Origin of the sequence: Turicibacter sanguinis (assembly GCF_013046825.1) — a bacterium.
Lineage (GTDB): Bacteria > Bacillota_I > Bacilli_A > MOL361 > Turicibacteraceae > Turicibacter > Turicibacter sanguinis.
Genome location: NZ_CP053187.1, coordinates 2161129 through 2185641, shown reverse-complemented (window position 1 = coordinate 2185641; position 24513 = coordinate 2161129). Strand labels below are relative to the sequence as shown.

The window sequence follows — 24513 nt, the reverse complement described above, 5'->3', positions numbered from 1 at the left end:
ACCTATTTTAATAAAATTTCGTTACTATAGTATAATCACATTTCGTTGGCGTGAAACGGTATCTACCCCGTTCATCTTTTTCAAACAAAAAAAAGAAACCTAAAGTTTCAAGCGTAATATATGTCAGGAGGTGAAGATCAATGCCAATTCAATCCAAACTTTTAGCTATCTTAGAACGTGCTCACGAATTAAAAGCGAGTGACATTCACTTTGTCATGAAGAATGAAAAGATGTGCATCGAATTTCGAGTCGGAGCGTTTATGGTCCCATACGAAGAACTTTTAATCACTCAATATGAAAGTCTATTAGCCTATATTAAATTCCAAGCCTCACTCTCACTCATGCACCCCAAACAACCTCAATCAGGTCTCTTGAGGCTTCAAAATCAAGAACTTACCTATTATTGTCGGGTCTCCATTCTTCCCACTCAACACTATCAAAGCCTTGTGTTGCGGCTGATTAATCACACACACCAAAAGCAACTTCATGAGATTCCGTATTTTTATCGAAATGTAGCCGCGCTTCAGCAGATGGCGACGAAACAAGCAGGACTTTTGCTAATTAGTGGTCCGACTGGTTCTGGCAAAACAACAACGACTTATGCGCTAATTGATTATTTGAAGCAAGAGCTTGGAAAAAGTATTGTAACCATTGAGGATCCAGTCGAATATCAGCAGCCAGACATCATTCAGATGCAAGTGAATGAAACAATGGGCATGACGTATGATGTTGGGATTAAAGAGATTTTACGTCATGATCCCGATGTTATTATCATTGGTGAAATTCGAGACAGTCAAACAGCGAGACAGGCTCTACGTGCCGCTTTTACGGGTCATTTGGTGATTTCCACGGTGCATGCTAAAAATGTGCTCGGAACGATTAACCGTCTACTTGATTTAGGCATTACTCTTCAAGAACTAGAACAAGGAGTCATTGGTGTAGCGAATCAGCGTCTCATTAAATTTGATGATGAACAAAAGGCTCTTTTTGAACTTTGTTTTGATGATCATCTTGACGTCTTATTCCATCATTTAAATGAAGGAAGTCCAGTTCAACCATCCTATCTCACACTAGATGAGGAGTTTTCACAATGCCAACAACAAAGAGCCTAAAATCATATTGGAACTTAAGTATGCAACAAAAATTTTTATCCCGCTTTAGTCAACTGTTAGAAAATGGCTTCTCGATTGCCGATGCCCTTGCTATCATGAAAACTCTATTTAAAAAACAAGCCGTTGATCCTATGATTATTGCCTGCTTACAAGGTCAAAACTTTGCCGACACCTTAGAAGAGTGCCACTTCGAACATCGGATTATTTACATGATTCGTAGTAGTGAGCAAGCAGGAGCCTTACTACAAGGCTTACAAAAGGCCGCTGATTATAGTGACTTCCATCTTAAAAATCGGTCAGACCTCTCTAAAAAAATTCGCTATCCCCTCACCTTATTTGGCCTCATGAGTCTCATTTTAATCGCCGTGTTTATTCTCTTCATGCCAAAAATTCAAAGCTTTTACGATAGTTTCAATTTATCCGGCAATACTGACTTCTTGCAAACGATCTTTATCATCATTGGATGCTTGATCGGAGTCATCGCTTTACTAACCATCCTCATGACCCTCATTTTGAAATGGCGGTCTATCCCCTTTCAAGCCCACGTCAAACAATGGTTATTTAAACTCCCCTTATTACGTTCTCTCATGCAAAAAATCTTTAGCTACTATTTTAGCAGTCAATGGCTTATCTTCTTAACCTGTGGCTTATCCTTAAAAGAAAGTCTTGAGATGATGCTAAAATTTGAAACCATCCCCTTTATCAAACTCATCATCAAAGAATTCAATCAAACCCTTGAAGCTGGAACACCACTAGAACTTGCCTTCCATCAATCTCCGTATTTTACCCCCTACTTCAGGCTCACGATGGCTCATGCCCTAACCCTTGGAAGTATTCAAGCTGAGCTTGCTTACTACTCTCACTCAGAATTCAAACAGTTATCTGCCTTGCTAAGTCAAAGCTTCAAAATTCTTCAATTCAGTCTGTTAATGCTCATTGGCATTATCATCATCTTGATCTACTTAAGTATCTTACAACCCGTCTTTCAAATGATTGACATCATCTAAAAACTCTAGGAGGAACAACAATGAAAAAATTAAACCAAAAAGGATTTACCCTAATTGAAATGATGATTGTTTTAATAGTGGTAAGTATTCTAACCCTACTCATTATTCCAAATGCAGCTAAATACATTACAAAGGCCAATGAAGATGGATGTGTTGCTTACAAAGCATCTATTGTAGCCCAAAACACAGCAAATTCATTTATTGGAGAACCTACAGTAAGTGAAGATCCTAAAATAATTCAAAAACTTTGTACTAGTGATTCTCTTGTGGATACTAACGATGGTATTGAATAGTAGATAGCGATGCTTAAAAATCAAAAAGGTTTCACCTTAATTGAAGCACTCATCGCGCTTTCTATTACGAGTATCCTTATTTTAGCGACTTCAACCTCTTTCATGAAACTCTATGATTACATTAATCTGAATCAAACGTTAGCCACCATCCAAGCGGATCTCGCTTATATTCGTCAAGCGAACATGATGCCAAAATCATCACAGCTCATCCAACTAAAAATTTATCGACAACAAGGTTACTATGATGTTTCTTCCACCGATGAAAAAACGATCTATTTTCGTCGCTATTTGCCTCCAGGTGTCAGCCTTAATGCTTCTGAATCCATTATCACCTTATCATTCAATATTTTTGGTCATATTGATAAAGGTCAAACCATTGTCGTCAATAGTCGTCATTTCAAAAAATCGATTGTCTTTTCAATCGGCGCAGGAGGTGTAGATATTAGATGAAACTTAAGCGTGAATCAGGATTTATTTTATATGAGTGCTTAATCAGTTTGATTATTTTGGGTGTCGTGTTGAGCACCTTGCTTCAAATGCTTCCGAATCTTTTAATGGCCCGTCATCAACTCACTCAAGAACAACTTATTTTCAATCAAATCTATCAACTTAAAGATGAACTTTTATATCAACAAAAAACATTTCCAGACACCCTATATTTTGACTCCCAGCTTCCTTATAAAATAACCTTTTCACCCCATCAAGTTTGTGCCCATTATCCCTTAGGAGCAACTTATGAAAAAACACTTTGTTTGTAAGCTTAATTCAAAAGGATTTCTATTGCTTGAACATTTAATTGCACTCATCATCACCTCACTATTACTTATTACCTTACTTAGCCTTATTCAAGTCACAAAATTATATGCCTCGAATACTGATGCTGTTTTATTAAATGAACTAGAAGCTCTCGCCACACAAATCCAAATTGAAGCTCGACTTTCCCTTTATTTTTCTTCTCCTAATCATCAAATCCTTAATCTTCACCAATCAAATGGAGACACTATTTCTTACTTTATCTCCGATGAGCGATTGATGCGTCAGGTCAATGGAAAAGGCGGCGAGATTGCCTTGTATCATTGTAAAACCTTAAATGTAAAGGATCATCAAGCTAATTATGCCACCATTCATTTAAAAACCTCTTCTCAAAGTATGACTGTATATTTAAACACCTTTAATCTTCCGCTTCCTACTATTGAATTACTTGAAGATGAGGAGCTTTTAGAAGAGCTAGATGATCTCTCATTCCCTCTAGAAGAAAATAATAATCATTCATTACTAGACAAAGAGTTCTCTGAAGACAGTCTCGATGTCCCCTTTCCAAATGAGGAGTTCTTTGAAGAAAGAGATGATGATCTAATCGTTGAAGATGAAATGATTAATGAGGAGTTGATGTCTGATGATTAATAATGAAAAGGGAAGCATTCTTTGTCTTACGCTTACCCTTGCCTTGATTATGGCCACCCTCTTGCTAACCTTATCGCAACAGCTTCAAAGCCAGACCTTACTGTTTGAAAAAAGAAGAGAGTATCTCACGTTGACCTTACTTGAAAAGGAATGTCTGAAATTCGTGCTTGATGAAATCACAGATCCTTTGCAAACAATTCCTAAATATGAATCTTCTAAAACGATTACCCTAAGTAATGGGTCAAGTGCGATGCTAAAATATTCAAATTATACCCAAAGCCTTGATGTCACTTATCAGGTCTACTATAATGAGTATTTAGGTAAAGCAAAAGTATCTTACGATAAAAAAAGTAAAACCTATACACTAGTACACGGGTGATTATTCATGAAATCAATCATTTTAATTGGGATGATGGGCAGTGGCAAGACAACAATTGGTCAAGCATTAGCGGCTGACTTATCTAAATCCTGGGTCGATACCGATCAATACATTGAAGAAAAAGAACAACAAAGCATTTCTTACTTATTTGAACATCACGGTGAATCTTACTTTAGAGATTGTGAAACTCATGCCCTTTCAGAGCTTCTATCACATGTTGATATCATTTCAACGGGTGGTGGAATCATTGTAACTGAGGCTAATCGTCACCTGATTCAAAATGAGGCAACCGTCATCTATTTAAAAGCAGAAATTAAAACCTTAATTCATCGCATTAATCCAACAAATCGTCCACTGCTTCAAGATGAAGACATTCAAACAAAACTTGAAACCCTATATAAAAAACGACATCAATGGTATGAGTCTTGCGCTCATTTAACGATTGAAATTGATGAACTAGGAATTTTAGAAACTGTTGATTATATTAAATCTGCGTTAAAACTTTATTAACCTCCAAAAAAGCAATGTCCAGACGGTTCATTGCTTTTTATTTAGGCACAAAACCTCCCACTTAGAATAAATTAATACTATAACCAAGCTTAAATCAGGGAGTGAAAATATGAGTACTTTAAACGTCCCACATCATTACAAAACCATACAAGCCGCTATTAACGCTGCTCATAGTGGCGATACCATTAGGATTAAACCTGGTATCTATCATGAATCACTTCAAATCATAAAAAAAGAACATCTCTATCTGCTGGCCCACCCTGGAAGCGTCATCCTTGACGGAGAAAATCAAGCTAATATTGGCATTGAAATCGACTCACATCACATCCAAATCCAAGGAGTGCAAATCATTAACTTTATAGCAGGTATTGTCTCAATTGGAAATTATAATACCTTTTACCAAATCACGTGTGCTAATCATCAACAAAGTGGTATTTCGTTTATAGGACACCATAACCAACTTCTGCACTGTCACCTCATGGATAATAAAAGTAGCGCCATTTCATTTTCGGGAAACCATAATATTTTCAAGGCGAATCGAGTTCAAAACTGTTCCCGTGGAGTGGTCGCCTTAGGTCCTTCTTGCCATAATTATTTCATCAAAAATCTTTTAACTCATATCGAAACGTATGCTCTTGGGATTGTCTCAAATGGATCAAAACATCATATTTTTTACAAAAATACAATTGATGATTCGAAATATGGAATTTTAGTTCAAAACGGAAGTTCGCAGCTCGTTAAAAACAATATTAGCCACTGTCATGCTTGCGGGATTTTAATCGGTCACAATCAAGCCACCATCTGTCAAAATACCTTAAAAGCGAATGAAACCGGACTTGATTTATATACTGACTACAGTGAGATTACAGGAAATACCATTCAAAGCGGCCATCAAACAGGTATAAATCTTAATGGTAGTCACAATAAAATCTCTCAAAACGTTGTGGTTCATTACAATAGTATTGGAATCTTAATGAATGGCTATCATAACTTACAAAGCCATAATATTTTACAAGGAAATCAAATCAATCTCATTGAAAATGATTTAAAAGAACCCTTGATCGACGTTCCAAAAGATTTAGAAGACTAAAAAAAGTCGCTATATGAGCGACTTTTTATTTTAAAAATGGATTATGATTTGTTTCTTCTTCAATCGTTGTACAATCACCATGCCCTGGATAAACAAGGGTATTTTTGGGTAATGTTAGCAGCTTTTTCTTAATACCAGTTACTAACTGATCATGATTTCCATAAATAAAGTCGGTGCGACCAATGGATCCTTTGAATAAGGTATCCCCTGTAAAGAGCATGTCACCTTCTTTAAAATAAAAACACAAACTTCCTGTTGTATGTCCTGGCACATGGAAAGCTTGAATGTTTGTATCGATGCAATCAAATTCGGCTCCATCTGCTAAAAATTGATAATCAAAATTAGGATTTAACACAAGACGTTCATAAATCATAGGTGATAAATTAACATCTGGATTTTCAAAATATTCTTTTTCTTTTTTATGCGCATAAATGGGAACTTGGTAATGAGTTGCTAATTCATTGACTGCTCCAATATGATCAAAATGACCATGTGTCAGTAAAATAGCTTCAAGTTCTAATCCTTTCGTTTTTAGGTGTCTAATAATCGTTTGCGCATTCGCAGCCGGATCAATGACGACGGCTTTATTGCCATTTGAGACAAGGTAACAGGCTGTTTGAACAGGCCCTAAAATAAGTGGGAAAACTTTCATTTTTAACACCTCATTGACGACGGAAGCACCCTAATAAATAGGGTGCTTAATCCGAAGTGATTATAATGTTTTTGCTAAATAAGCTGATCCGACGATTCCAGCGTCATTTCCAAGTTCAGCTAATACAAATTCTGTTTCACGAACCGCACTGAATGCGAAGGCTTGGTAATGTTTTTTAATCGTTTCAATTAAGATATCTCCTGCTTTTGAAACTCCACCACCAATAATGATTTTTTCAGGATCCGTTGTTGCTGCTAAGTTAGCCGCTGTTAATCCAATGTAGCGTCCTAATTGATCTACCATTTTGATTCCAACTACATCTCCTGCTTTAGCTGCATCGAAAACGTCTTTTGCCTCGATTTTTTCTAAATCGCGTAACGTTGATGCCTCTTCAGTTGCTGCTAAATATTTTTCTGTTTCACGAACAATTCCAGTTGCTGAAGCAACCGTTTCTAAACATCCTTTTTTTCCACAGTTACATTGATTTCCATCTTCTAAAACAACTGCGATATGTCCAATTTCTCCACCAGCACCGTGAACACCTGCAATCACTTTACCGTCGATGATGACACCACCACCCACTCCTGTTCCTAATGTGAACATGATAGCATCTTTAGCACCTGCTGCTGCTCCTAACCATAATTCTCCTAAAGCCGCAACGTTTGCATCATTTCCAACAGCCACCGGTAAGTTAACTAACGATTCTAACTCTTCTTTAACATTTTTTGTCGACCAACCTAAGTTAACAGCGACTACTACAATTCCTTCATTATTAACAGGACCAGGTACTCCCACCCCTACTCCTTCAACTTCATCTTTGTTAATTCCTTTTTCAGCGCATTTAGCGTCAATTGTTTTAGCAATATCTGAAAGAATATTTTCACCATTATTATCTTTGTTCGTTACAATTTCCCATGCTTCTAATAATTCACCTTTAGAAGAGAATAATCCACACTTGACTGTTGTCCCCCCAACATCAATTCCGAATACGTATTTTTTCATCTCTTTTGTCCTCCTTCTAAGTTTGAATGATCTTACGTTCATTTATGAATATGATTCAATATCTGTCGAATCGAGATTTAATATTTTCGAATAATATTTTAACATAACTCTTCTCAAATATAAAGATGAAACCCTTCCATCCTCAAAAGCTAACCCGTTACATATCATTAAAAAAAACACACTACTTCATAAAAGTAGTGTGTTTAAGGTAACGTTAAATTAACGTACAGAGTCTAACGTTTCTTTTAAAACAGCCACTGATTTAGCTAATTTATCGCGTTCAGATCCTGTGATATTTAATTCAAATACTTCACGTACTCCGTTACGGTTAATGATAGCAGGAACCCCTACGAATACATCATTTTGTCCATATTGTCCATTTAAGTAAACAGATACTGATAATGAACTGTTTTCATCACTTAAAATAGCTTTAACAATACGAGTTAATGCCATACCGATTCCGTAGTAAGTTGCTTTTTTACGATCGATGATGTGGTAAGCTGCGTCACGTACATTAACGTAGATTTGTTCTAAATCTTCAAATTTATATTGTGGGTTATCATTGATGATATCTAATAATGGCATTACCCCAACTGTTGTATGAGACCATAATGGGAACTCAGTATCTCCGTGTTCTCCAACGATATATCCGTGAACGTTACGTGGGTCAACATTTAAGTATTTACCGATTTCATAACGTAAACGAGCTGTATCTAAAGTTGTTCCTGATCCGATTACACGGTGGCGTGGTAATCCTGATTCTTGCCAAGCTACATAAGTTAAAACGTCAACCGGGTTACTTGCAATGACTAAGATTCCGTTGAATCCTGATTTCATGATGTCACGAACAATTCCACGCATAATACGTGCATTTTTCTCAACTAAATCTAAACGTGTTTCACCTGGTTGTTGTGCAGCTCCCGCTGTGATTACAACGATATCAGCTGTACGGCAATCTTCATATGTTCCTGCCCAAATATCCATTTTATGTGGTGCGAAAGGTAACCCGTGGCTTAAGTCCATTGCTTCCCCTTCAGCTTTGTCTTTGTTTACATCGATTAAGACGAATTCTTCTAATCCACCTTGGTTTAACATTGAATAAGCAAAGCTCATTCCTACAAATCCTGTTCCTACTAAGACAACACGTCTTACTCCAGTTTTCATGGCTGTCACCTCTATTTATGTTATTTGAGTGCATCATTTATTTTTATGACTTGAAATCACCTTATTTGAAAATTCAAGATGTAACCGATGCCTCATTTAATTCCATTATATCCTATAATTCATTTATTCACAAACATTATGACCTCTTTTTTTCATTAAAACGTTTTCGTCTTATTTCGATACGTTTTTTGACATTTTGACATTTTTCATTTTCTTCTAAAACATATTTCGTTTAAAAGTGATTCATCGACTTCTTAAAGATTATAACCTTTTAAATTTGAAACCATTTTCTTTTACATGGAACGAAATTCAGCATACTGCTCATTTTATATCGATATCTTATTAAGCCTTCTGTTTTAGAATGAATCTCATACGAAGAAGTTTAACCTCTCTATTGAATCATTCTCTTTTTATTATGCTTCAATTTTCTCCATAACATTCTCGTTCATCTCAAATAAAGCCTTTTTCTAAAAATGAGCAAAAAAAAAAAAATCCTGTATAAACAGGATTTTGAAAAAGGAATAGCTCCTTATTTTTTCTCGCGATGAGCAGTTGCTTTTTTACAACGTGGGCAATATTTATTCATCTCAAGACGTTCTGGGTTATTACGTTTATTTTTTTTAGAAATGTAGTTTTCTTCACCGCAAACTGTACATTTTAATGTAAGATTTACTCGCACTAAAATCCCTCCAATCTAATAACAACTTCTACATTATAGCATGCACCACGAAAAAACACAAAGTATTTTTTAGTTTTTTCACACTATAAGGCGAATTATGTTTTTTTTACTCGTGTGTAAAAATTATAACAAATGCTTGTAGATGACTCAAGCATTATTTTTCTGTAATTTTTACTAAAATGCATCTTAATTCCAAAATAAAAAAAGAGCATCTATGCTCTCTTTTCATTTTTAACCATTTTTCATGATTTATTCATCTAAAACGGTATTTTCTAGTTCTGATATTCAATCTTCTGAAATATTTGGTGTGCTAGGCTGATCTTGCGTTGGTGTTTCCCCTACTTGATCAGTTTCAGCTCCTCCTTCTGTTTCTCCAACTGGAATTGAGTCTTGATTTTGCGGTGTCGGAGTTGTTTGAATCCGTTGCTTATTTAAGTCAAAATAAGCCTTTAATGCTTCATATCCAATGTTAAGTGACGCTGCATCCGATTGAGTCGGTAATTCTGCCTGTGGAATGACCACTGCAATCGCTACTTCCGGATTGTCAGCAGGTGCATAGGCAATTAAGGTACGATTGTAGACCTCAATAAAATCGCCATTTTCATCTTTTACATAACGCCCTGTTTCAGTATCGCGAAGATATTCCTGAGCTGTCCCGGTTTTTCCGGCTGGATTAAAGTCTGCTTTATAAAAGACCGAGTAACCTGTCCCGCCTGATTCTTGTAAGGCGCGTTTAAATCCTTCATGAACACGATCGTAATATTTTTGATCCATTTGAACGATATTTAATAGTTTCGGTTCAAACGACTTCACCAATTGCTTTCCATCTACTTCCTCATTTGAAGGTAAATACACATCTTTGACAATTTGAGGTGCATAACGACGGCCACTTGTCGCAATAGTTGAGACATATTGTGCTAATTGCATCGTCGTATAAATATCCGCCTGTCCAATTGAAAAGTCAAGCAATTTCCCTGATGTCTTATTCGTTTCAATTAACCCAATTGATTCATTTGGCAAATCAATTCCTGTACTGACTCCAAGACCAAATTGATTAAAGAACTCGCGATACTGATCAAAAGCACTAACGTCTAACACTAATGGTCCTCCTGGGACGTAAGTTCCACCTCCAAGACGAATTGTTTGTAACATGAAATAAACGTTACTTGAGAACTTTAAGGCGTCTGAATCATTAATATAGCCGAGTGTTTTCCATGACTTTTTAATCAATCCACCTTTAAATGATAATGGACCGTCTGTAATATATTGATTGATATCCGTTACTCCGTAATGATAACCTGCTAATAAACTTGCCCCTTTGACAACTGATCCCATTGTAAAGGCATTTTGAATAGTTCCAAGAGAATTATCATATATCTCATATTGTTTTGTTTCTTCGTTATATTCAATGACTTTTCCCGTCATCGATAAAACTTCACCTGTATTTGGATTTAACATGACCACATATGCTTCACGTAAATACTGTGTGGCAACCGGGCGATTCGTTTTAGCCGCTATCAACTCATCTTCAACAATTTTATTGAGCGCTGCTTGAAGCTCGGCATCAAGTGATAAAACTAGCTCATAACCACGTTGTCCCTCATAAATTTCTTGATAGTTTGAAACCTCATTCTCATTTTTGAGTACATATTGAGATTTGCTTCCACGTAATAAAGCTTCGTAATAAAGCTCTAATTGTGAGAGCCCAACGCGGTCATTTGATTGATAATCATGCGCTTTATAATAGCCTGACAAATTGGCTGGTAACCCTTGCTCATACGATGAAACACGTCCATAAATTGGACTTATTCCCGCGACACTTGGATAAGTGCGATCCCAATCGACATCTGTATTCACACCTGGTAGTGATTCTAGATGCTCACTTACAATGGCAATTTCATCTTGAGTGGCTCCTTTTTTAATGATATTAGACGTTAAATTCGTCCCCTTATTCATATTAATATAAATGGCTTGCGTCTCTTTATCATGATCACTTAACTTTTCAAGCATCTCATCTGTAATACGACTTAATTGTAGTTGATAAATTTCATTATCATCTAACTCTTTGATTTCTTTAGCAGTCACTAATTCATTCGCTTCCTCTTTGAAAACCTCAAGATATAAGTCTTTTAAATCACGAGAGGTTAGTTTTGAGAAATCAACCTCGATTAAATTCGCTAATTGACTCGCAATGTCTTTCATTTGTGACTTAGAAACATCTGAGTAAAGTTGATACGTAATGGTATTAACGGCCTCATTATCCACTAAAACATCAAAGTTACGATCATAAATAACCCCACGTGGGACATTTTTTTGGAGCTCAACCGTCGTCGAGCGTTCAATATAATTCGTGTAATCCGGTGAATACGTAACTTGAATTGAATATAGTCGAAAACAAATCACTAAAAACAAAACAATACTGACAATCTTTAAAATATGTATTCGAAAAACTAATGACTTGATTAGCTTTAAAATCTTATCTACCATATGACGCACCTTTCTAAACTCCAAATCTAAACTTCCTCATTATTATATCACACTCACAAAAAGCCATTTGCATTTTTTATGTAAAAATAAAACTAATTTTGACTTTATCTGCGTATAATAAAAAACTGCCTCTAAGTGTGGCAGTTTCCTAATTTTCCTTACTTTTTCAATGCTTCTTCATAGCGTCTTTCCACTTCATCCCAGTTAATAACGTTCCATATGGCTTCCACAAATTCAGCTCGGCGATTTTGATATTTTAAATAATACGCATGTTCCCATACATCAATCAGTAAAAGAGGCGTTTTTCCGATACTCAAAGGTGAGTTTTGATTTAATGTATTCATCACCTCTAACTCTTTGTTTTCAGTTAAAACAAGCCATCCCCATCCTGATCCAAATTGACTGATAGCTGCCTGTGAAATTAATTTTTTCATCTTATCGCAACTACCAAACGTCTGTTTTACGTGTTTAGCTAATTTTCCAAATGGTTCACCCCCACCATTTGGTGAAAGAACGCTCCAATACATGTTATGATTTGCGTATCCGCCACCTTGATTAATCACGCCTTGACGAATATCAGCTGGAATTGCCTCAACATCACTTAGAATTTCTTCAATTGTTTTTCCATCAAAAAATTCTTCATGTCCTTTAACTAAGGCATTTAAATTATTCGTATACGTTTGATGATGTTTCGTGTAATGAATTTCCATCGTTTGTGCATCTAAATAAGGTTCTAGTGCATTATAAGAATAAGGCAATGGTGGTAACATAAAATCAGCCATCAAAAATCAACTCCCCTAAATTTAAGTATTATGGTTTGAAAGACTTCAGAATTATTATATAATGATTGATGGATAGCGTTAGTTTTTCGATAATTTATCCAAAAAAGAGATAAAATGTGGGGTGAGCCCGATGTCTTTAATAACACATCGTCAAAATACAAAAAAAGTTCAAGTAGGTAATCTCTTTATCGGTGGTGCAAATGAAGTCATTATTCAAAGTATGACCACCACTAAAACGCACGATATTGAAGCAACGGTTGAACAAATCAACCGATTAGCTGCCGCAGGATGTCAACTCGTCCGCGTCGCTTGTTTAGATGAAGAAGATGCAAAAGCAGTCAAAGCGATTAAAGAACGTATTAGCATTCCTTTAGTTGTTGATATTCATTTTGACTATCGCTTGGCGTTAATCGCAATTGAAGGTGGCGTTGATAAAATTCGCATCAATCCAGGTAATATTGGAAATGAAGACCGTGTGCGCCAAATTGTTGAAGCAGCTAAAGCGAAAAAAGTTGCGATTCGTATCGGTGTGAATGCCGGTTCATTAGAAAAAGAAATCTTAAAAAAATATGGGAAACCAACGGCGGAAGGAATGGTTGAAAGTGCCAAATTCCACGTTGAAATTTTAGAAAAACTAGGGTTTGAAGATATTATTATTTCACTTAAAGCCTCAGATACTGACTTAGCGATTGAAGCTTATGAGTTAGCCGCTAAAACATTCCCATATCCATTGCATTTAGGAATCACAGAAGCCGGAACGGTCTTCTCTGGAACCATTAAAAGTGCTATTGGACTTGGAATTTTATTAAATCAAGGGATTGGAAATACGATGCGTGTGTCATTAAGTGCAGATCCGGTGGAAGAAATTAAAGTCGCACGCGAAATTTTAAAGAATTTCGGCTTAATTAAAAATATGGCAACCTTAATTTCTTGCCCAACATGTGGTCGTATCCAATATAATTTAATTCCCCTTGCACAACGCGTTGAAGATTATTTAACAACGGTTCCTCATGATATCAAAGTTGCTGTCATGGGATGCGCGGTAAACGGGCCTGGTGAAGCTAAAAATGCTGATATTGGAATTGCAGGTGGACGCGGTGAAGGACTTCTTATCAAAAATGGAGAAATCGTTCGTAAAGTTCCGGAAGCTGAAATGTTTGATACCTTAGTTGAAGAAATTCAAATTTTAATTAAAGAACGCGAAAGCTTAGCTTAAAAATGAAAGGTGATATCTCTTGATATCACCTTTTTATTAATGGGAGAATTGGACAACAAGAAAGATACGCTCTCCTGCCTTGCTAAAAAAGAAACGTTTCGCTTTTTTGCTTACCTCCCCATATCAACACGCAGATTATTTCAGCGTTTTTTTATTAGGCTTGATGAATGAACGTTTCAAGTTCAACTTGTTTACTAATGATATCAGATTCAACCTTATTCTTCATCGACGATAGTTGCGATAAAACTTGGCTCACCTGTCTTTTAACTGAAGAAATGTCATCATAGGAAGCATTAATTTTGGATTGAACTAAAAAGCCCATCAAGAATCCATTAAAAAAGAAATCAGCAACCTTCGTAAAGCCGTCCATCTCAATTTGAAAATTCGTCTTCAATTTAACCTCTGTGAGCTCTCTTTTGAATCGATTCATTAAGGACTGAGTTTTGCTAGCATTATCTCGCGCTTGATGAAGAGATGAATGTTTGGCAATATCAGCAACCACCCCGCCGCCAACCATGTCAAATACACCAAAACTCTTAGCACTCTTCTAACTGACGCTTTGCCTGAGCATATCTTAATTTTGCTTCTAAAACCTCATTTTCTTCTTTTTTAATTTTTGCTTGATAATTTCCAAGCAATTGATAAAACGTCTTGATAACCTTGTGATGTGTCAAATTTTCAACGTCTAATTGCTCAGCTCTTAATTTTGATTCTAACTCACGCATTTGACCTTCTAATTCCCGTTGACGCTGCTTTAATCATTTTAAACAATCTTCATTTCGTTGATAAGTCGCGACTTGTTCTTGTAATTGATGTCATTCCCTATTGATTCGTGTAAACATTTAACTCCTCCCCCTAAAGCCATTTAGATTAAATTCATTATATCCAAAGCGTCTCTCTATTAATATATAATTTCTCTATTTAAAACCCTTTCATCAATGACGTAACCGTTGTCTTAAAAAAAAACGTCATTTTTTAGAACCTTTTGCAATAAACTGCATAGTATAAATGAAAGCTTACATCATTTATACTTAAGGGGGGACGCATGATGTATGATAACATTAAAGCAACCTTAATGAAATTGACCTTCGATGAATTGCAATCTTTGAATCAAAAAAATGATTTGCGCATTGAGGGTTCTGACTTAGAGATTTTCCATCACTTGTTAACCGAACATTGGCAAGAGTTGATGGATGAATCCTCTCTATCTCTGATTGACGATACGCTTAGCAAACATTGCAATCTATATAATCTATCAAAATATCATGAACTCATTACGTCTATCAAACGAAATATCATTTTTAACAAAAGATAATAACAAAAAAGACAGGATAATCCCAATGAGGGTTTCCTGTCTTTTTTGTTATAAACGTCCTAAAATGCGTTCTAAGTTCTTTGGATCAAATTCACCTTTTTTAAACATTTCAATTTCTTGTTTATACGGTGGGACTTTATCTTTCGAACCTTCCATCCCAACATAAGGTGTTTCTAAAATTTTAGGAACTTTCTCAAAATCTTTATGATACATAATATATTTTAACGCATCAAATCCGATTTCACCAAATCCGATGTTTTCATGGCGGTCTTTTTTAGCGCCAGATATATTTTTACTGTCATTGATATGAAAAGCAGCGATTTGTTTTTTTCCAATCAAACGATCAAATGATTCTAAAACGCCAGCGAAGTCATTCACGATATCATAACCTGCATCATGAACGTGGCATGTATCAAAACAAACGCGTAATTTTTCATTATGAACGACATGTTCAAAAATATAGGCTAATTCTTCAAAACTACGTCCAATTTCAGTTCCTTTACCGGCCATTGTCTCAAGTGCAATCGTAATCGCTGTATCTTTTGTTAAGACTTCATTTAATCCTTCAACAATTTTATCAAGTCCCGCTTCCACGCCTGCACCAACATGAGCACCAGGATGTAAAACAATCGTTTTCGCACGCAAGGCAACCGAACGCTCAATCTCTTTAGCTAAAAACTCAACCGCTAATTCAAATGTTTCAGGCTTTACAGTGTTCGCTAAGTTAATAATATAAGGCGCATGAACCACAATATCAGAAATCCCATGTTCATTCATATAGTTCCATCCCGCATCGATATTTAACTCTTCAATTGCTTTACGACGTGTATTTTGAGGAGCACCCGTATAAATCATAAACGTATTCGCTCCATATGAATGAGCTTCCTTAGCAGCTCCAAGTAACATCTCTTTTCCAGCCATCCCAACATGAGATCCGATTTTTAACATCTAGCTCACCTTACTTTCTTTTACGACGCTCTTGACGTTTTACTTTATCCATTTCAAACTTCATTTTCTTTTTATAACCTGGTGTTACTTTTTTCGGTTTACGAACTTTTGCCTTTGCAATTTTATCAATTTCATTTTCTTTCTTTTCACGCTTTTGGCGACTATTACGAGCATTAACCGTTACCAATTCACCGTTTTTTAATTCTTTATAGTTGAATTTAATTCCACGTTCTTCTAACTCTTGTAATAATTCTTCTTCGGCTGAATCATATAATGTAATAGCTACTCCATCATAATTTCCACGCGCTGTACGACCAACACGATGGATATAAAACTCTAAATCCTGAGGAAGTTCATAGTTAATAACATGGCTAACTCCTTCAATATCGATTCCACGTGCTGCAATATCCGTTGCCACGATGTATTGGAAATCTAAATTACGAATACGTTGCATCATTTGACGGCGTTGACGTGGTGTTAAATCCCCATGGATCTGCCCAACTTGTAGCCCTTGTGATGTTAAAGCATTCGAAACTTCTGTGGCATGTTGTTTGGTATTAACGAAGATAATCGCTAAGTATGGATTAATGGTTTTAAGTAAATTTGCCACAATATTAACACGGCTGCGGTGTTTCGTTGGATATAAAATATGATTGATTTTAACCGCTGTTTGTTGACGTGGTTGAATGTGAATATGAGTTGGAACTGTCATATATTTCTTTAAGAACGGCTTTAATGCTTGAGGAATTGTTGCTGAGAAGACCATCATTTGTAAGTCTTTTCCCATTGTACCTGCAATTTGATCGATATCTGTTAAGAATCCTGTTTCAAGTGTCATATCTGCTTCATCAACGACAAACATTTTAGCTGTATGAACTAATAACGCACGTTCATTGATGGCTAAGTCTTTAATACGTCCTGGTGTTCCGATCACGATTTGAGGTTGTACCCCTAATCTTTCAATCGTTTGCTTTTTATCCGTTCCCCCCACATAACGTCCAATTTTAATTGGTGTTTCGCTAAATGACGCTAAATGACTTGCTACAATATAAATTTGTTCAGCAAGTTCGCGTGTTGGGGTTGTAATCACCGCTTGCACTTGTTGCACGTCTTCTTTTAGTGACTCAAAGATTGGAATTAAAAACGCATGTGTTTTTCCACTCCCTGTTTGAGACTGACCAATAATATCTTTACCTTCTAATGCTAATGGGATAACTTGTTCTTGAATTTGAGTTAATTCCTCAAAGTGTAAATCTTCAATCGCTGCCTTTAAGTATGGCTTTATATTTAAATCTTGAAAACGTTCAGACATTAATACCACTCCTTCAATTGTTAGTATGACTAACTTTAATCATTCATAAACCATGATTTCTATCTAAGTTGTAATTCCTTTTTACGCACAAATTCTATCTTACCAAAGTTTGACCACCAAATTCAACCTATATTCTTTATTATTAGGAGATAAACACTAAAATATGATATAATAAGACAAATTATAAAAAGAGGTGACTATCCATGAACGTCATTAAAATTGCTCCACGTGGTTATTGCCAAGGTGTGATCAGTGCTTTAAATATAGTTCAAAGCGCGGCACATGATGAGACACTTCCACGCCCAATCTATGTTTTAGGAATGATTGTTCATAATGAACATATAACAGATGCTATCAATCAACTCGGGGTGATTACCATTGATGATAAGAAAAAAACACGTGCTGAGCTTCTTGATCAAATTGAATCAGGAACCGTTATTTTCACAGCACATGGTATCTCTCCCATCGTTAAACAAAAAGCAATTGACAAAGGACTTTATGTCATTGACGCTAGCTGTAAAGATGTGATTAAAACACATACGTTAATGAAAGAACACATTGACTTAGGGTATGATGTCATTTATATTGGAAAAAATGGTCATCCAGAAACAGAGGGCGCACTTGGTGTTGATGAACATCACATTCATTTAATTTCAAATGCCAACGAACTTGAAAACTTACAAATCTCCAATGATAAAATCATCATTACCAATCAAACGACGATGAGTTTATGGGATGTTTTTTCTCTTTCTGAAAAAATCAAAGAAAAATTCCCAAAAGCGATCTTCATTAAAGAAATTTGTAACGCAACTCAGGTTCGTCAAGAAGCGGTAGCAAATCAAGCAGGTGCAGCCGATTTAACAATTGTCGTAGGGGATCCACACAGTAATAATACGGCCCGTTTATCACAAATTTCAGTTGAACGTGCTAACACACCATCCTATCGAATCGCAGATTTAAGTGATTTAAATTTAGAGTGGTTAAAGGGCGTTGAAACAGTTGCGATTACGGCAGGAGCTTCAACTCCAACTCCAATCACCAAAGAAGTCATTGATTTCTTAGAAGCTTATGATGAATTAGATGCCTCAACGTGGGATACAACCTCACATATTACAAGTGATAAAGTGTTATTTAAACGCAAATAAAGCCAGGATTGTCCTGGCTTTATTTATTTTTCAAAATGTTGATAATCTTTAAGCGATGTCCAATCTCCCCCCCATGTCCAACCATATCGCTTAAAAATCTGATACACACAATCTCCCTGTTTAATCATTCCCTGAATGCATTGATTTCGGTCTACAAAGCTAACCCCATTGCTTGGCAATACAGTGCCTGATTTAATATACGGATTAATCCGTGGGTTTAAATCAATTGCAAGTCCAAGCGCATGCTTTGATAACTTCCCACCATCTGTTATTTCTCTAAAATTAAATCCACTGCTGTTGTTATCCATCATTGATAACTCATCTGAACCACCATAACAGCTCATCACTTTCATTTTTTCAATCGGATATCTCATCCCGTATAACTCTTTAAAAATAGATAGCACCTCATCCGCTACTTTTTGATTAACAATGATTTCACCTTCATAAATATATCCATCAAAACCAAAATGCAATACCGATAAATAACGTAAATCATCATAACCCAAAACACTTTCATCTAAATAAACCCATTGTTTTACTTCATCACCATATCGTTCTTGTAGTGTCATGATTTTAAATCCTTGCATCTCAATCTCCTCCACTATCTCTTGACCCATAGACGTCGACCAATTAACAACACTAAATAACATTTGATAAATCGCTATGAGCCACATGTTTAACCCCTTCTTTCCATCTTTATCATTTTAATCTGTTCATCTAATAGATATGAATAGTTTTGACCAATCCCTCTTATTTGAAACAAAAAAGCTGAGAATTTCTTCTCAGCCTTTGACTATGCTTCAAATTGTTTAACTTCTGTTAGGAACTGTTCAGCTTTCATTGAATACATGCTTGCAATCGTCTTGAAATTTAAATGAAGGTCCTCACTTAATCCAATTAAGTCTTTATATAACGCAACATTATGCCATTGTAAGCATTGGAAAGCACGCCATAAATAAAGACGCTTTAACTCCTCGACTTTTGGCTCACGGCCTAAATAAATCGGCAAAAAGGCTAATGCTAACTCGAAATCCTTGTTTCCAACACAAGCCACATCATACATCGGATCATTATTTCCTGCAAACTCCCAATCTAATAAATACGTGTGATCTGCTTCAACCACCATGTTTGAAATTTGGCTATCATTGTGACAAATCACTAATGGAAATTGATCTAAGAAGGAACGATATCCTAAAAATTCTTCTTTTAATTCAAAATATTTCTCAGTATGATACTCACCCTTATCACTTACCAACTTTTCATAAGCATCTAATCGGTCATAAGGGCGATAATCATTCACCGCTTTTAATCCTGAATCATGAAGTTTATGCAAAACAACTGCCACTTCATCTAAGTAAGGTTGTGCATCTTCTGCTTCACTCAATGGAGTTCCCTCCACAAACTTAGCAATTTTATATCCTTTTTCAACATCGACATAAATCGTCTCATTATTGATTCCTACTGCATCAATAATCGCGATATTTTCTTTTTCTTCTTGGCGGTCAACAAACACTTCTGCATTTTTTCCAGGAATTCTAAACGTATATTTAGCTCCTTCTACTTCAACCACATAAGTGAAGTTTGACATCCCCCCCATTAAACGATGATCAATGATAACATTTGATTCATCTACTCCTAAAGCTTTTGCCGTTACAGATTTGATAATTGATTCCATAAGTGTCACTCCTTCTATCTAAAAAACACAATGTTTAATGATGATCGCGAGAAAACTCATACACTCTCGTAAATGGTTATGTCTTTTTCGTCCTAATTGTAACACAATTATAGATAAATTAGAGCTTTTTTATACGTACAATTTTAAATATGTAAACATTATCATATATCGTATCGATACAATTTAAACTCAAAATTTAGTTAATTAATAGCTAATAATCGAAATCAAATTGATCATCAAACACTTATAACCTCCCTTTTACTGATTAAAAGTTAAGGTGTCTCGCCGATCTCTTCTGGGACTACCTTAAACACCCTATTAATGATTGACCTATTGATCCTGATTCCCCGGAACATTCTCTATTCGAACATTAATCCCATTATTTTACCAAAATAAAAAAATTCTATTAAATAATTTATGCTTATCTAATAGAAAATTCTCTAGTTCCTCTTTTTTAATCCTCAACTCCACGCCACATAAAAAGAGGCAACCATTGGTCGCTCCTTTAAAATTAGACTATTTCTTATCAGATACGTTCAGCTCTCGACTCACCTACTGATGAAGGATCACTCCACCATACCTGAAGTATCGTTATACTAAAGCGGTAATTTCAGTCACTTAATATCGACTTCTTCTTCTAATATGGTCTTTGCTCACACCTCGACTATCAACTATGAAATCGCCTCGCTTCACTCGGCATATAGTTGCACTAAAGTGGTAAGTTAAGTCACTTAACACCACAAGGAAAAGCCCCATCATTTGAGGATACCCTCTTCGAGGGATGGGGCCCCCCTAAAATTTTCGAAGCACATAAAAAGAAGCAACCTTTCGATTGCTTCTTTAATCTAGATTATTTCTTATCGTATGGTCTTTGCCCTCGCCTCGACTACCATTTAAGGATAACTCCGCCGAGCACGGAGTATAGTTGCACTAAAGCGGTGAGTTAAGTCACTTAACACCATAAGGAAAAGCCCCATCATTTGAGGATACCCTCTTCGAGGGATGGGGACCCCACAAACAAAAACCAGAGCATTTCTGCTCTGGTTCCAAACCTTTATTAATGGGCCCATTAACAAAGTATTATTCTTCAGTTTTTACTACTTCGCGTCCTTTGTAAGTTCCGCAAGTTCCACATACACGGTGAGATAATTTCATTTCTCCACATTGTGGGCAAGCTACCATACCTGGTACTTCTAATTTGAAGTGAGTACGACGTTTACGTTTTGCAGTTTTAGATGTTCTTCTTTGTGGTACAGCCATTTTGACACCTCCTAATTATCTTGAGTATCATTTAGCAATTTTGATAAAACTGCTAATCGAGGATCTATTTTTTGAACAGGTTCTGATTCGTGCAAATCTTCTTCTGATTCGAATTCGATCCCTTGTTTTTTCATTTCTTCGTAAGCACCTTCTTTTACGACACGTAAAGGTTTCTCTAACATGATATTTTGTAAGATAACCGGTGCTAATTCGACAGTTGTTCCAGTTACTAGGATTTCATCGTCACCTTCTTCATATAGAGCACTATCTAAAACGAAGATCTCAACTGTATCAACGCTAAATGGATATTCTACATCTTCAAGTGTTAATGCACACGGTAATGTCATGCTTCCTTCAATATGAAGGTTGAACACTACTTTTTTACCTTGTAATTGTCCAGTTCCTGTGACTTTAACTTTCGATAGTTTACGAATTTCATCATGATGCTTCACAACATCTGAAAAATCAACTAATTCGTCAATTTCAAAGATTTGTGAACCTTGTTTTATAAGCTGAGCGATAGCCCATTTCATTACAATCACCTCTAATTGCAACAGACTACATTATACATACTTTTTTCTTCATTGTCAACAACTCAAATCAAAAAAAGATGTCGTAGTCTTACTAATCTTAATTTTTTATGTCTAAGCCGACACTTAACCTGAATATAACCATCCATCATATTAATCTCAATGCATCTTTGATATAATAATGAATAGGAAGGTGATACCATGAAGGCCACTGGCTTAATTGTTGAATATAATCCGTTTCATAATGGACATCTGTATCATTTAAAACAGAGTTTAAAACAATCTCAAGGAGATGTATTAATTGTCGTAATGAGCGGGCATTTTACTCAACGTGGCGAACCAGCCGTCATTAACAAATGGGAACGTACAAAAATGGCTTTAGCAAATGGAGCTGATTTAGTGATCGAGCTTCCATATGTCTTTAGTTGCCAGCACGCGGACCTATTTGCTAAAGGGGCTGTTTCTATTTTAACACAAATACATGCGAATGACTTAATTTTTGGTAGCGAAAGCGGAAAAATTGACGATTTAAAAAGATTGGAGTCTATTTCTAAAAGTGAAAACTTTCAAAAAGAGCTTCAAAACTTCATTAAACTTGGGGACAGTGTCCCACTCGCTCATCAAAAAGCGTTAACCTCTTTAAACTTAGATACGACACTCGGAACACTGCCTAATAATACCCTTGGGGTTTACTATATTCGTGCCGTTAACGATTTAAAGAGTAATCTATCCGTCAAAACCATCAAGCGTCTTCATAGTGATTACCATGATGTGTTACCTACTCATCATGAACTCTCGAGTGCTACCTCAATTCGTCATTTAAGAGAAACAGGGCAACCTTATGAAAACTATGTTCCCAAAATAGTGCATCAACTTTTAGAACAAAATTATGAACTAACCAAGACCTATCACACGTGGGAATCTTATTTTCCATTCCTAAAACAGAAAATTTTAACCCTAACGCCTAGGTCTTTAAAAATGATTCATGACGTTGAAGAAGGAATTGAGCATCGTCTATACGCTGCCATGATGGATAGTACAGATTTTGAAGACTTTATGAAAAAAGTTAAAACAAAACGCTATACTAGAACAAGACTTCAACGAATTTGTGCTAACATTTTGACGCATACCACAAAAGAATTGGTACAGGAATTAGACAAAGGAGCGCCTTATATTCGAATTTTAGGCGCTTCATCTAAAGGAAGACAGTATTTAAAACTTCATAAGAAACAAATTAACGTGCCCATTTATAGCAAATTTGATTCAAAGGGACATCCGTTCTTACTTCACGAGCAGGCGGTAACAGCTGCTTATAGTTGTATTTTACCCGAACCTCACTGTACAACTCTCATTCAAGCGGAATTTAAGAATTTCCCGATTTTTTTAAAGAGTTAATCATTAACTTATTTTAGGATTTTGGTGTATAATGAGCACAGAACATTAACAAAGGAGACATCGGTCATGAGTTTAAAAGATCAAATTAAACAAGCATTAGAACAACTAGTTGATCCTAGTACAAATAAATCTCTTGGCGAAACACAAAGTATTCGTCATTTAGCAGTCAACGAAGAGGATTCAATCGTCACATTAATTGTGGCTATCGATACATTAGGCGGATCAGAAGAAAAAACACTAAGCCGTCAAATTGCAAAATTAGTTAAAATTGATTATAAATTCAAAGGAATCAAGTTACAATTTGAGCAACTTCCAAAATCAGAGGAAGAAACACCATTAAATGAAAAGAAAACACAGTACATCGCCATTACATCAGGTAAAGGTGGCGTAGGAAAATCAACGGTTACGGCGAACTTAGCTGTTGCTCTCTCTCGTTTGGGTAAAAAGGTTGGAATTATCGATGCTGACATCTACGGTCCTAGTATTCCTCATATTTTTGAAATGGAGAAAACAGGATTTGAAGTGGATGCCAAAAATCGTATCTACCCACCAAAAGCTCAAAACATTCCACTCATCTCAACAGAGTTCTTCTTAGAAAATGATGAACCTTTAATGTGGCGTGGTCCAATGCTTAATCGTATGTTAAATCATTTCTTTAATGATGTCGTATGGGATAAAGATCTTGACTTTATGTTAATCGATTTACCTCCAGGAACAGGAGACGTCGCAATTGATATTCAAAAATTAATCCCAGAAGCTCACGTAATTGTAGTTTCAACTCCTCACCCAACGGCTTCTCATATCGCTGTTAAATCTGGTTATATGGCGAAATCATTGAAACATAACATCTTAGGGGTTGTTGAAAACATGTCATACTATCCAAATCCAGTTAGCAACACGTTTGATGCCATCTTCGGTTCTGGTGGTGGAGAAAAAGTGGCCACAAAATTAGGGGTTGAATTATTAGCACAACTACCAATTGGTCAACCACAAAACGGACAATCTCAATCTATTTTTGGAATGGATGAAGAAATCGGTCTAGCTTACTTAGGGCTTGCTAATAAAGTAATTAAATCTTTTAAATAATTTCAAAAGAGGGATGATGGTACATCATCCCTCTTTTTTCATCAATTTTATCCATGTTCATAGCAAATTT

General features: G+C 35.9%; 28 protein-coding genes. 14 read left to right on the top strand and 14 right to left on the bottom strand.

Translation table 11 applies throughout. The features are described 5' to 3' along the window. The first annotated feature begins 140 nt into the window (after nucleotides 1–140). From comGA to HLK68_RS10545, 9 genes are all read left to right on the top strand, one after another. The gene (comGA, locus tag HLK68_RS10585; protein WP_006785814.1) at nucleotides 141–1112 is read left to right on the top strand and encodes a competence type IV pilus ATPase ComGA; all 972 of its coding nucleotides are present in this window, start codon (nucleotides 141–143) and stop codon (nucleotides 1110–1112) included. After that, nucleotides 1091–2119 (top strand): type II secretion system F family protein, encoded by a 1029-nt coding sequence (locus HLK68_RS10580; protein ID WP_229040090.1) that lies wholly within the window; start codon nucleotides 1091–1093, stop codon nucleotides 2117–2119. The genes comGA and HLK68_RS10580 overlap by 22 nt, the downstream gene beginning before the upstream one ends. A 20-nt stretch (nucleotides 2120–2139) precedes the next feature. Further along, nucleotides 2140–2412: a prepilin-type N-terminal cleavage/methylation domain-containing protein gene (locus HLK68_RS10575; protein WP_006785812.1), complete on the top strand. Its 273-nt coding sequence runs from the start codon at nucleotides 2140–2142 to the stop codon at nucleotides 2410–2412. A gap of 9 nt (nucleotides 2413–2421) precedes the next feature. Beyond that, nucleotides 2422–2862: a type II secretion system protein gene (locus HLK68_RS10570; RefSeq protein ID WP_055164200.1), complete on the top strand. Its 441-nt coding sequence runs from the start codon at nucleotides 2422–2424 to the stop codon at nucleotides 2860–2862. Then, the gene (locus HLK68_RS10565) at nucleotides 2859–3170 is read left to right on the top strand and encodes a type II secretion system protein (RefSeq protein ID WP_129821404.1); all 312 of its coding nucleotides are present in this window, start codon (nucleotides 2859–2861) and stop codon (nucleotides 3168–3170) included. Before HLK68_RS10570 ends, HLK68_RS10565 begins: the two co-directional genes overlap by 4 nt. After that, nucleotides 3148–3816 carry a competence type IV pilus minor pilin ComGF gene (locus HLK68_RS10560; RefSeq protein WP_055164206.1) on the top strand — a complete coding sequence of 223 codons (669 nt, stop codon included), beginning with the start codon at nucleotides 3148–3150 and terminating at the stop codon, nucleotides 3814–3816. The genes HLK68_RS10565 and HLK68_RS10560 overlap by 23 nt, the downstream gene beginning before the upstream one ends. Next, nucleotides 3809–4195 carry a hypothetical protein gene (locus tag HLK68_RS10555; protein WP_132942648.1) on the top strand — a complete coding sequence of 129 codons (387 nt, stop codon included), beginning with the start codon at nucleotides 3809–3811 and terminating at the stop codon, nucleotides 4193–4195. Before HLK68_RS10560 ends, HLK68_RS10555 begins: the two co-directional genes overlap by 8 nt. Before the next feature lie 6 nt (nucleotides 4196–4201). Beyond that, complete coding sequence (locus HLK68_RS10550) at nucleotides 4202–4705, top strand: shikimate kinase (protein WP_009606180.1); 504 nt, start codon at nucleotides 4202–4204, stop codon at nucleotides 4703–4705. A gap of 109 nt (nucleotides 4706–4814) precedes the next feature. Then, entirely contained in the window at nucleotides 4815–5795 is a 981-nt protein-coding gene (locus HLK68_RS10545; RefSeq protein WP_009606186.1) for a right-handed parallel beta-helix repeat-containing protein, read from the top strand. 25 nt (nucleotides 5796–5820) lie between these two features. On the opposite strand, the gene HLK68_RS10540 is transcribed toward HLK68_RS10545, so the two are convergent. The 6 genes from HLK68_RS10540 to HLK68_RS10515 all read right to left on the bottom strand — a co-directional run bounded on the left by HLK68_RS10540 (nucleotide 5821) and on the right by HLK68_RS10515 (nucleotide 12561). Beyond that, the gene (locus HLK68_RS10540) at nucleotides 5821–6447 is read right to left on the bottom strand and encodes an MBL fold metallo-hydrolase (protein WP_006785805.1); all 627 of its coding nucleotides are present in this window, start codon (nucleotides 6445–6447) and stop codon (nucleotides 5821–5823) included. 60 nt (nucleotides 6448–6507) lie between these two features. Further along, nucleotides 6508–7449, bottom strand: coding sequence for an ROK family glucokinase (locus tag HLK68_RS10535; protein WP_006785804.1), 942 nt, complete (start codon nucleotides 7447–7449; stop codon nucleotides 6508–6510). 219 nt (nucleotides 7450–7668) lie between these two features. Further along, nucleotides 7669–8613, bottom strand: coding sequence for an L-lactate dehydrogenase (locus HLK68_RS10530; RefSeq protein ID WP_009606176.1), 945 nt, complete (start codon nucleotides 8611–8613; stop codon nucleotides 7669–7671). A gap of 529 nt (nucleotides 8614–9142) precedes the next feature. After that, nucleotides 9143–9292, bottom strand: coding sequence for a 50S ribosomal protein L33 (gene rpmG / locus HLK68_RS10525; RefSeq protein WP_006785801.1), 150 nt, complete (start codon nucleotides 9290–9292; stop codon nucleotides 9143–9145). Nucleotides 9293–9577: 285 nt separating this feature from the next. Next, nucleotides 9578–11779: a peptidoglycan D,D-transpeptidase FtsI family protein gene (locus tag HLK68_RS10520; RefSeq protein WP_238843650.1), complete on the bottom strand. Its 2202-nt coding sequence runs from the start codon at nucleotides 11777–11779 to the stop codon at nucleotides 9578–9580. Nucleotides 11780–11937: 158 nt separating this feature from the next. After that, nucleotides 11938–12561, bottom strand: a complete 624-nt coding sequence (locus HLK68_RS10515; RefSeq protein ID WP_006785799.1) for a superoxide dismutase — start codon at nucleotides 12559–12561, stop codon at nucleotides 11938–11940. A gap of 130 nt (nucleotides 12562–12691) precedes the next feature. Here HLK68_RS10515 and ispG point away from each other — a divergent pair, with 130 nt between their 5' ends. Then, complete coding sequence (gene ispG / locus HLK68_RS10510) at nucleotides 12692–13777, top strand: flavodoxin-dependent (E)-4-hydroxy-3-methylbut-2-enyl-diphosphate synthase (protein ID WP_006785798.1); 1086 nt, start codon at nucleotides 12692–12694, stop codon at nucleotides 13775–13777. Between the two features lie 154 nt (nucleotides 13778–13931). Here ispG and HLK68_RS10505 read toward each other — a convergent pair whose 3' ends face one another. Beyond that, nucleotides 13932–14294, bottom strand: coding sequence for a hypothetical protein (locus tag HLK68_RS10505; protein ID WP_006785797.1), 363 nt, complete (start codon nucleotides 14292–14294; stop codon nucleotides 13932–13934). 19 nt (nucleotides 14295–14313) lie between these two features. Then, nucleotides 14314–14502 carry a hypothetical protein gene (locus tag HLK68_RS10500; protein ID WP_055164219.1) on the bottom strand — a complete coding sequence of 63 codons (189 nt, stop codon included), beginning with the start codon at nucleotides 14500–14502 and terminating at the stop codon, nucleotides 14314–14316. A gap of 323 nt (nucleotides 14503–14825) precedes the next feature. Between HLK68_RS10500 and HLK68_RS10495 the strand changes: the two genes are divergently transcribed. Then, on the top strand, nucleotides 14826–15092 hold the full coding sequence (locus tag HLK68_RS10495; protein WP_039930614.1) for a hypothetical protein: 267 nt from the start codon (nucleotides 14826–14828) through the stop codon (nucleotides 15090–15092). Between the two features lie 48 nt (nucleotides 15093–15140). Here HLK68_RS10495 and HLK68_RS10490 read toward each other — a convergent pair whose 3' ends face one another. Further along, on the bottom strand, nucleotides 15141–16040 hold the full coding sequence (locus HLK68_RS10490; protein WP_055164222.1) for a deoxyribonuclease IV: 900 nt from the start codon (nucleotides 16038–16040) through the stop codon (nucleotides 15141–15143). A 10-nt stretch (nucleotides 16041–16050) separates the two neighbouring features. Further along, nucleotides 16051–17352 (bottom strand): DEAD/DEAH box helicase, encoded by a 1302-nt coding sequence (locus HLK68_RS10485; RefSeq protein WP_006783620.1) that lies wholly within the window; start codon nucleotides 17350–17352, stop codon nucleotides 16051–16053. 203 nt (nucleotides 17353–17555) lie between these two features. Between HLK68_RS10485 and HLK68_RS10480 the strand changes: the two genes are divergently transcribed. Beyond that, entirely contained in the window at nucleotides 17556–18497 is a 942-nt protein-coding gene (locus HLK68_RS10480) for a 4-hydroxy-3-methylbut-2-enyl diphosphate reductase (RefSeq protein WP_132942650.1), read from the top strand. Nucleotides 18498–18520: 23 nt separating this feature from the next. Here the strand turns inward: HLK68_RS10480 and HLK68_RS10475 are convergent, their stop codons facing one another. The 4 genes from HLK68_RS10475 to HLK68_RS10460 all read right to left on the bottom strand — a co-directional run bounded on the left by HLK68_RS10475 (nucleotide 18521) and on the right by HLK68_RS10460 (nucleotide 21965). Beyond that, the gene (locus tag HLK68_RS10475) at nucleotides 18521–19084 is read right to left on the bottom strand and encodes a M15 family metallopeptidase (RefSeq protein WP_238843578.1); all 564 of its coding nucleotides are present in this window, start codon (nucleotides 19082–19084) and stop codon (nucleotides 18521–18523) included. 206 nt (nucleotides 19085–19290) lie between these two features. Then, nucleotides 19291–20172, bottom strand: coding sequence for a choline/ethanolamine kinase family protein (locus HLK68_RS10470; RefSeq protein ID WP_132942651.1), 882 nt, complete (start codon nucleotides 20170–20172; stop codon nucleotides 19291–19293). A gap of 1080 nt (nucleotides 20173–21252) precedes the next feature. Then, a complete protein-coding gene (rpmF, locus tag HLK68_RS10465; RefSeq protein WP_006783624.1) occupies nucleotides 21253–21432 on the bottom strand; it encodes a 50S ribosomal protein L32 in 180 nt (59 codons plus the stop codon). Between the two features lie 11 nt (nucleotides 21433–21443). Further along, a complete protein-coding gene (locus HLK68_RS10460) occupies nucleotides 21444–21965 on the bottom strand; it encodes a YceD family protein (protein WP_006783625.1) in 522 nt (173 codons plus the stop codon). Between the two features lie 198 nt (nucleotides 21966–22163). Here HLK68_RS10460 and HLK68_RS10455 point away from each other — a divergent pair, with 198 nt between their 5' ends. After that, complete coding sequence (locus HLK68_RS10455; RefSeq protein WP_006783626.1) at nucleotides 22164–23357, top strand: nucleotidyltransferase; 1194 nt, start codon at nucleotides 22164–22166, stop codon at nucleotides 23355–23357. A 66-nt stretch (nucleotides 23358–23423) separates the two neighbouring features. After that, nucleotides 23424–24443 (top strand): Mrp/NBP35 family ATP-binding protein, encoded by a 1020-nt coding sequence (locus HLK68_RS10450; RefSeq protein WP_006783627.1) that lies wholly within the window; start codon nucleotides 23424–23426, stop codon nucleotides 24441–24443. The last annotated feature ends 70 nt before the right edge of the window (nucleotides 24444–24513 follow it).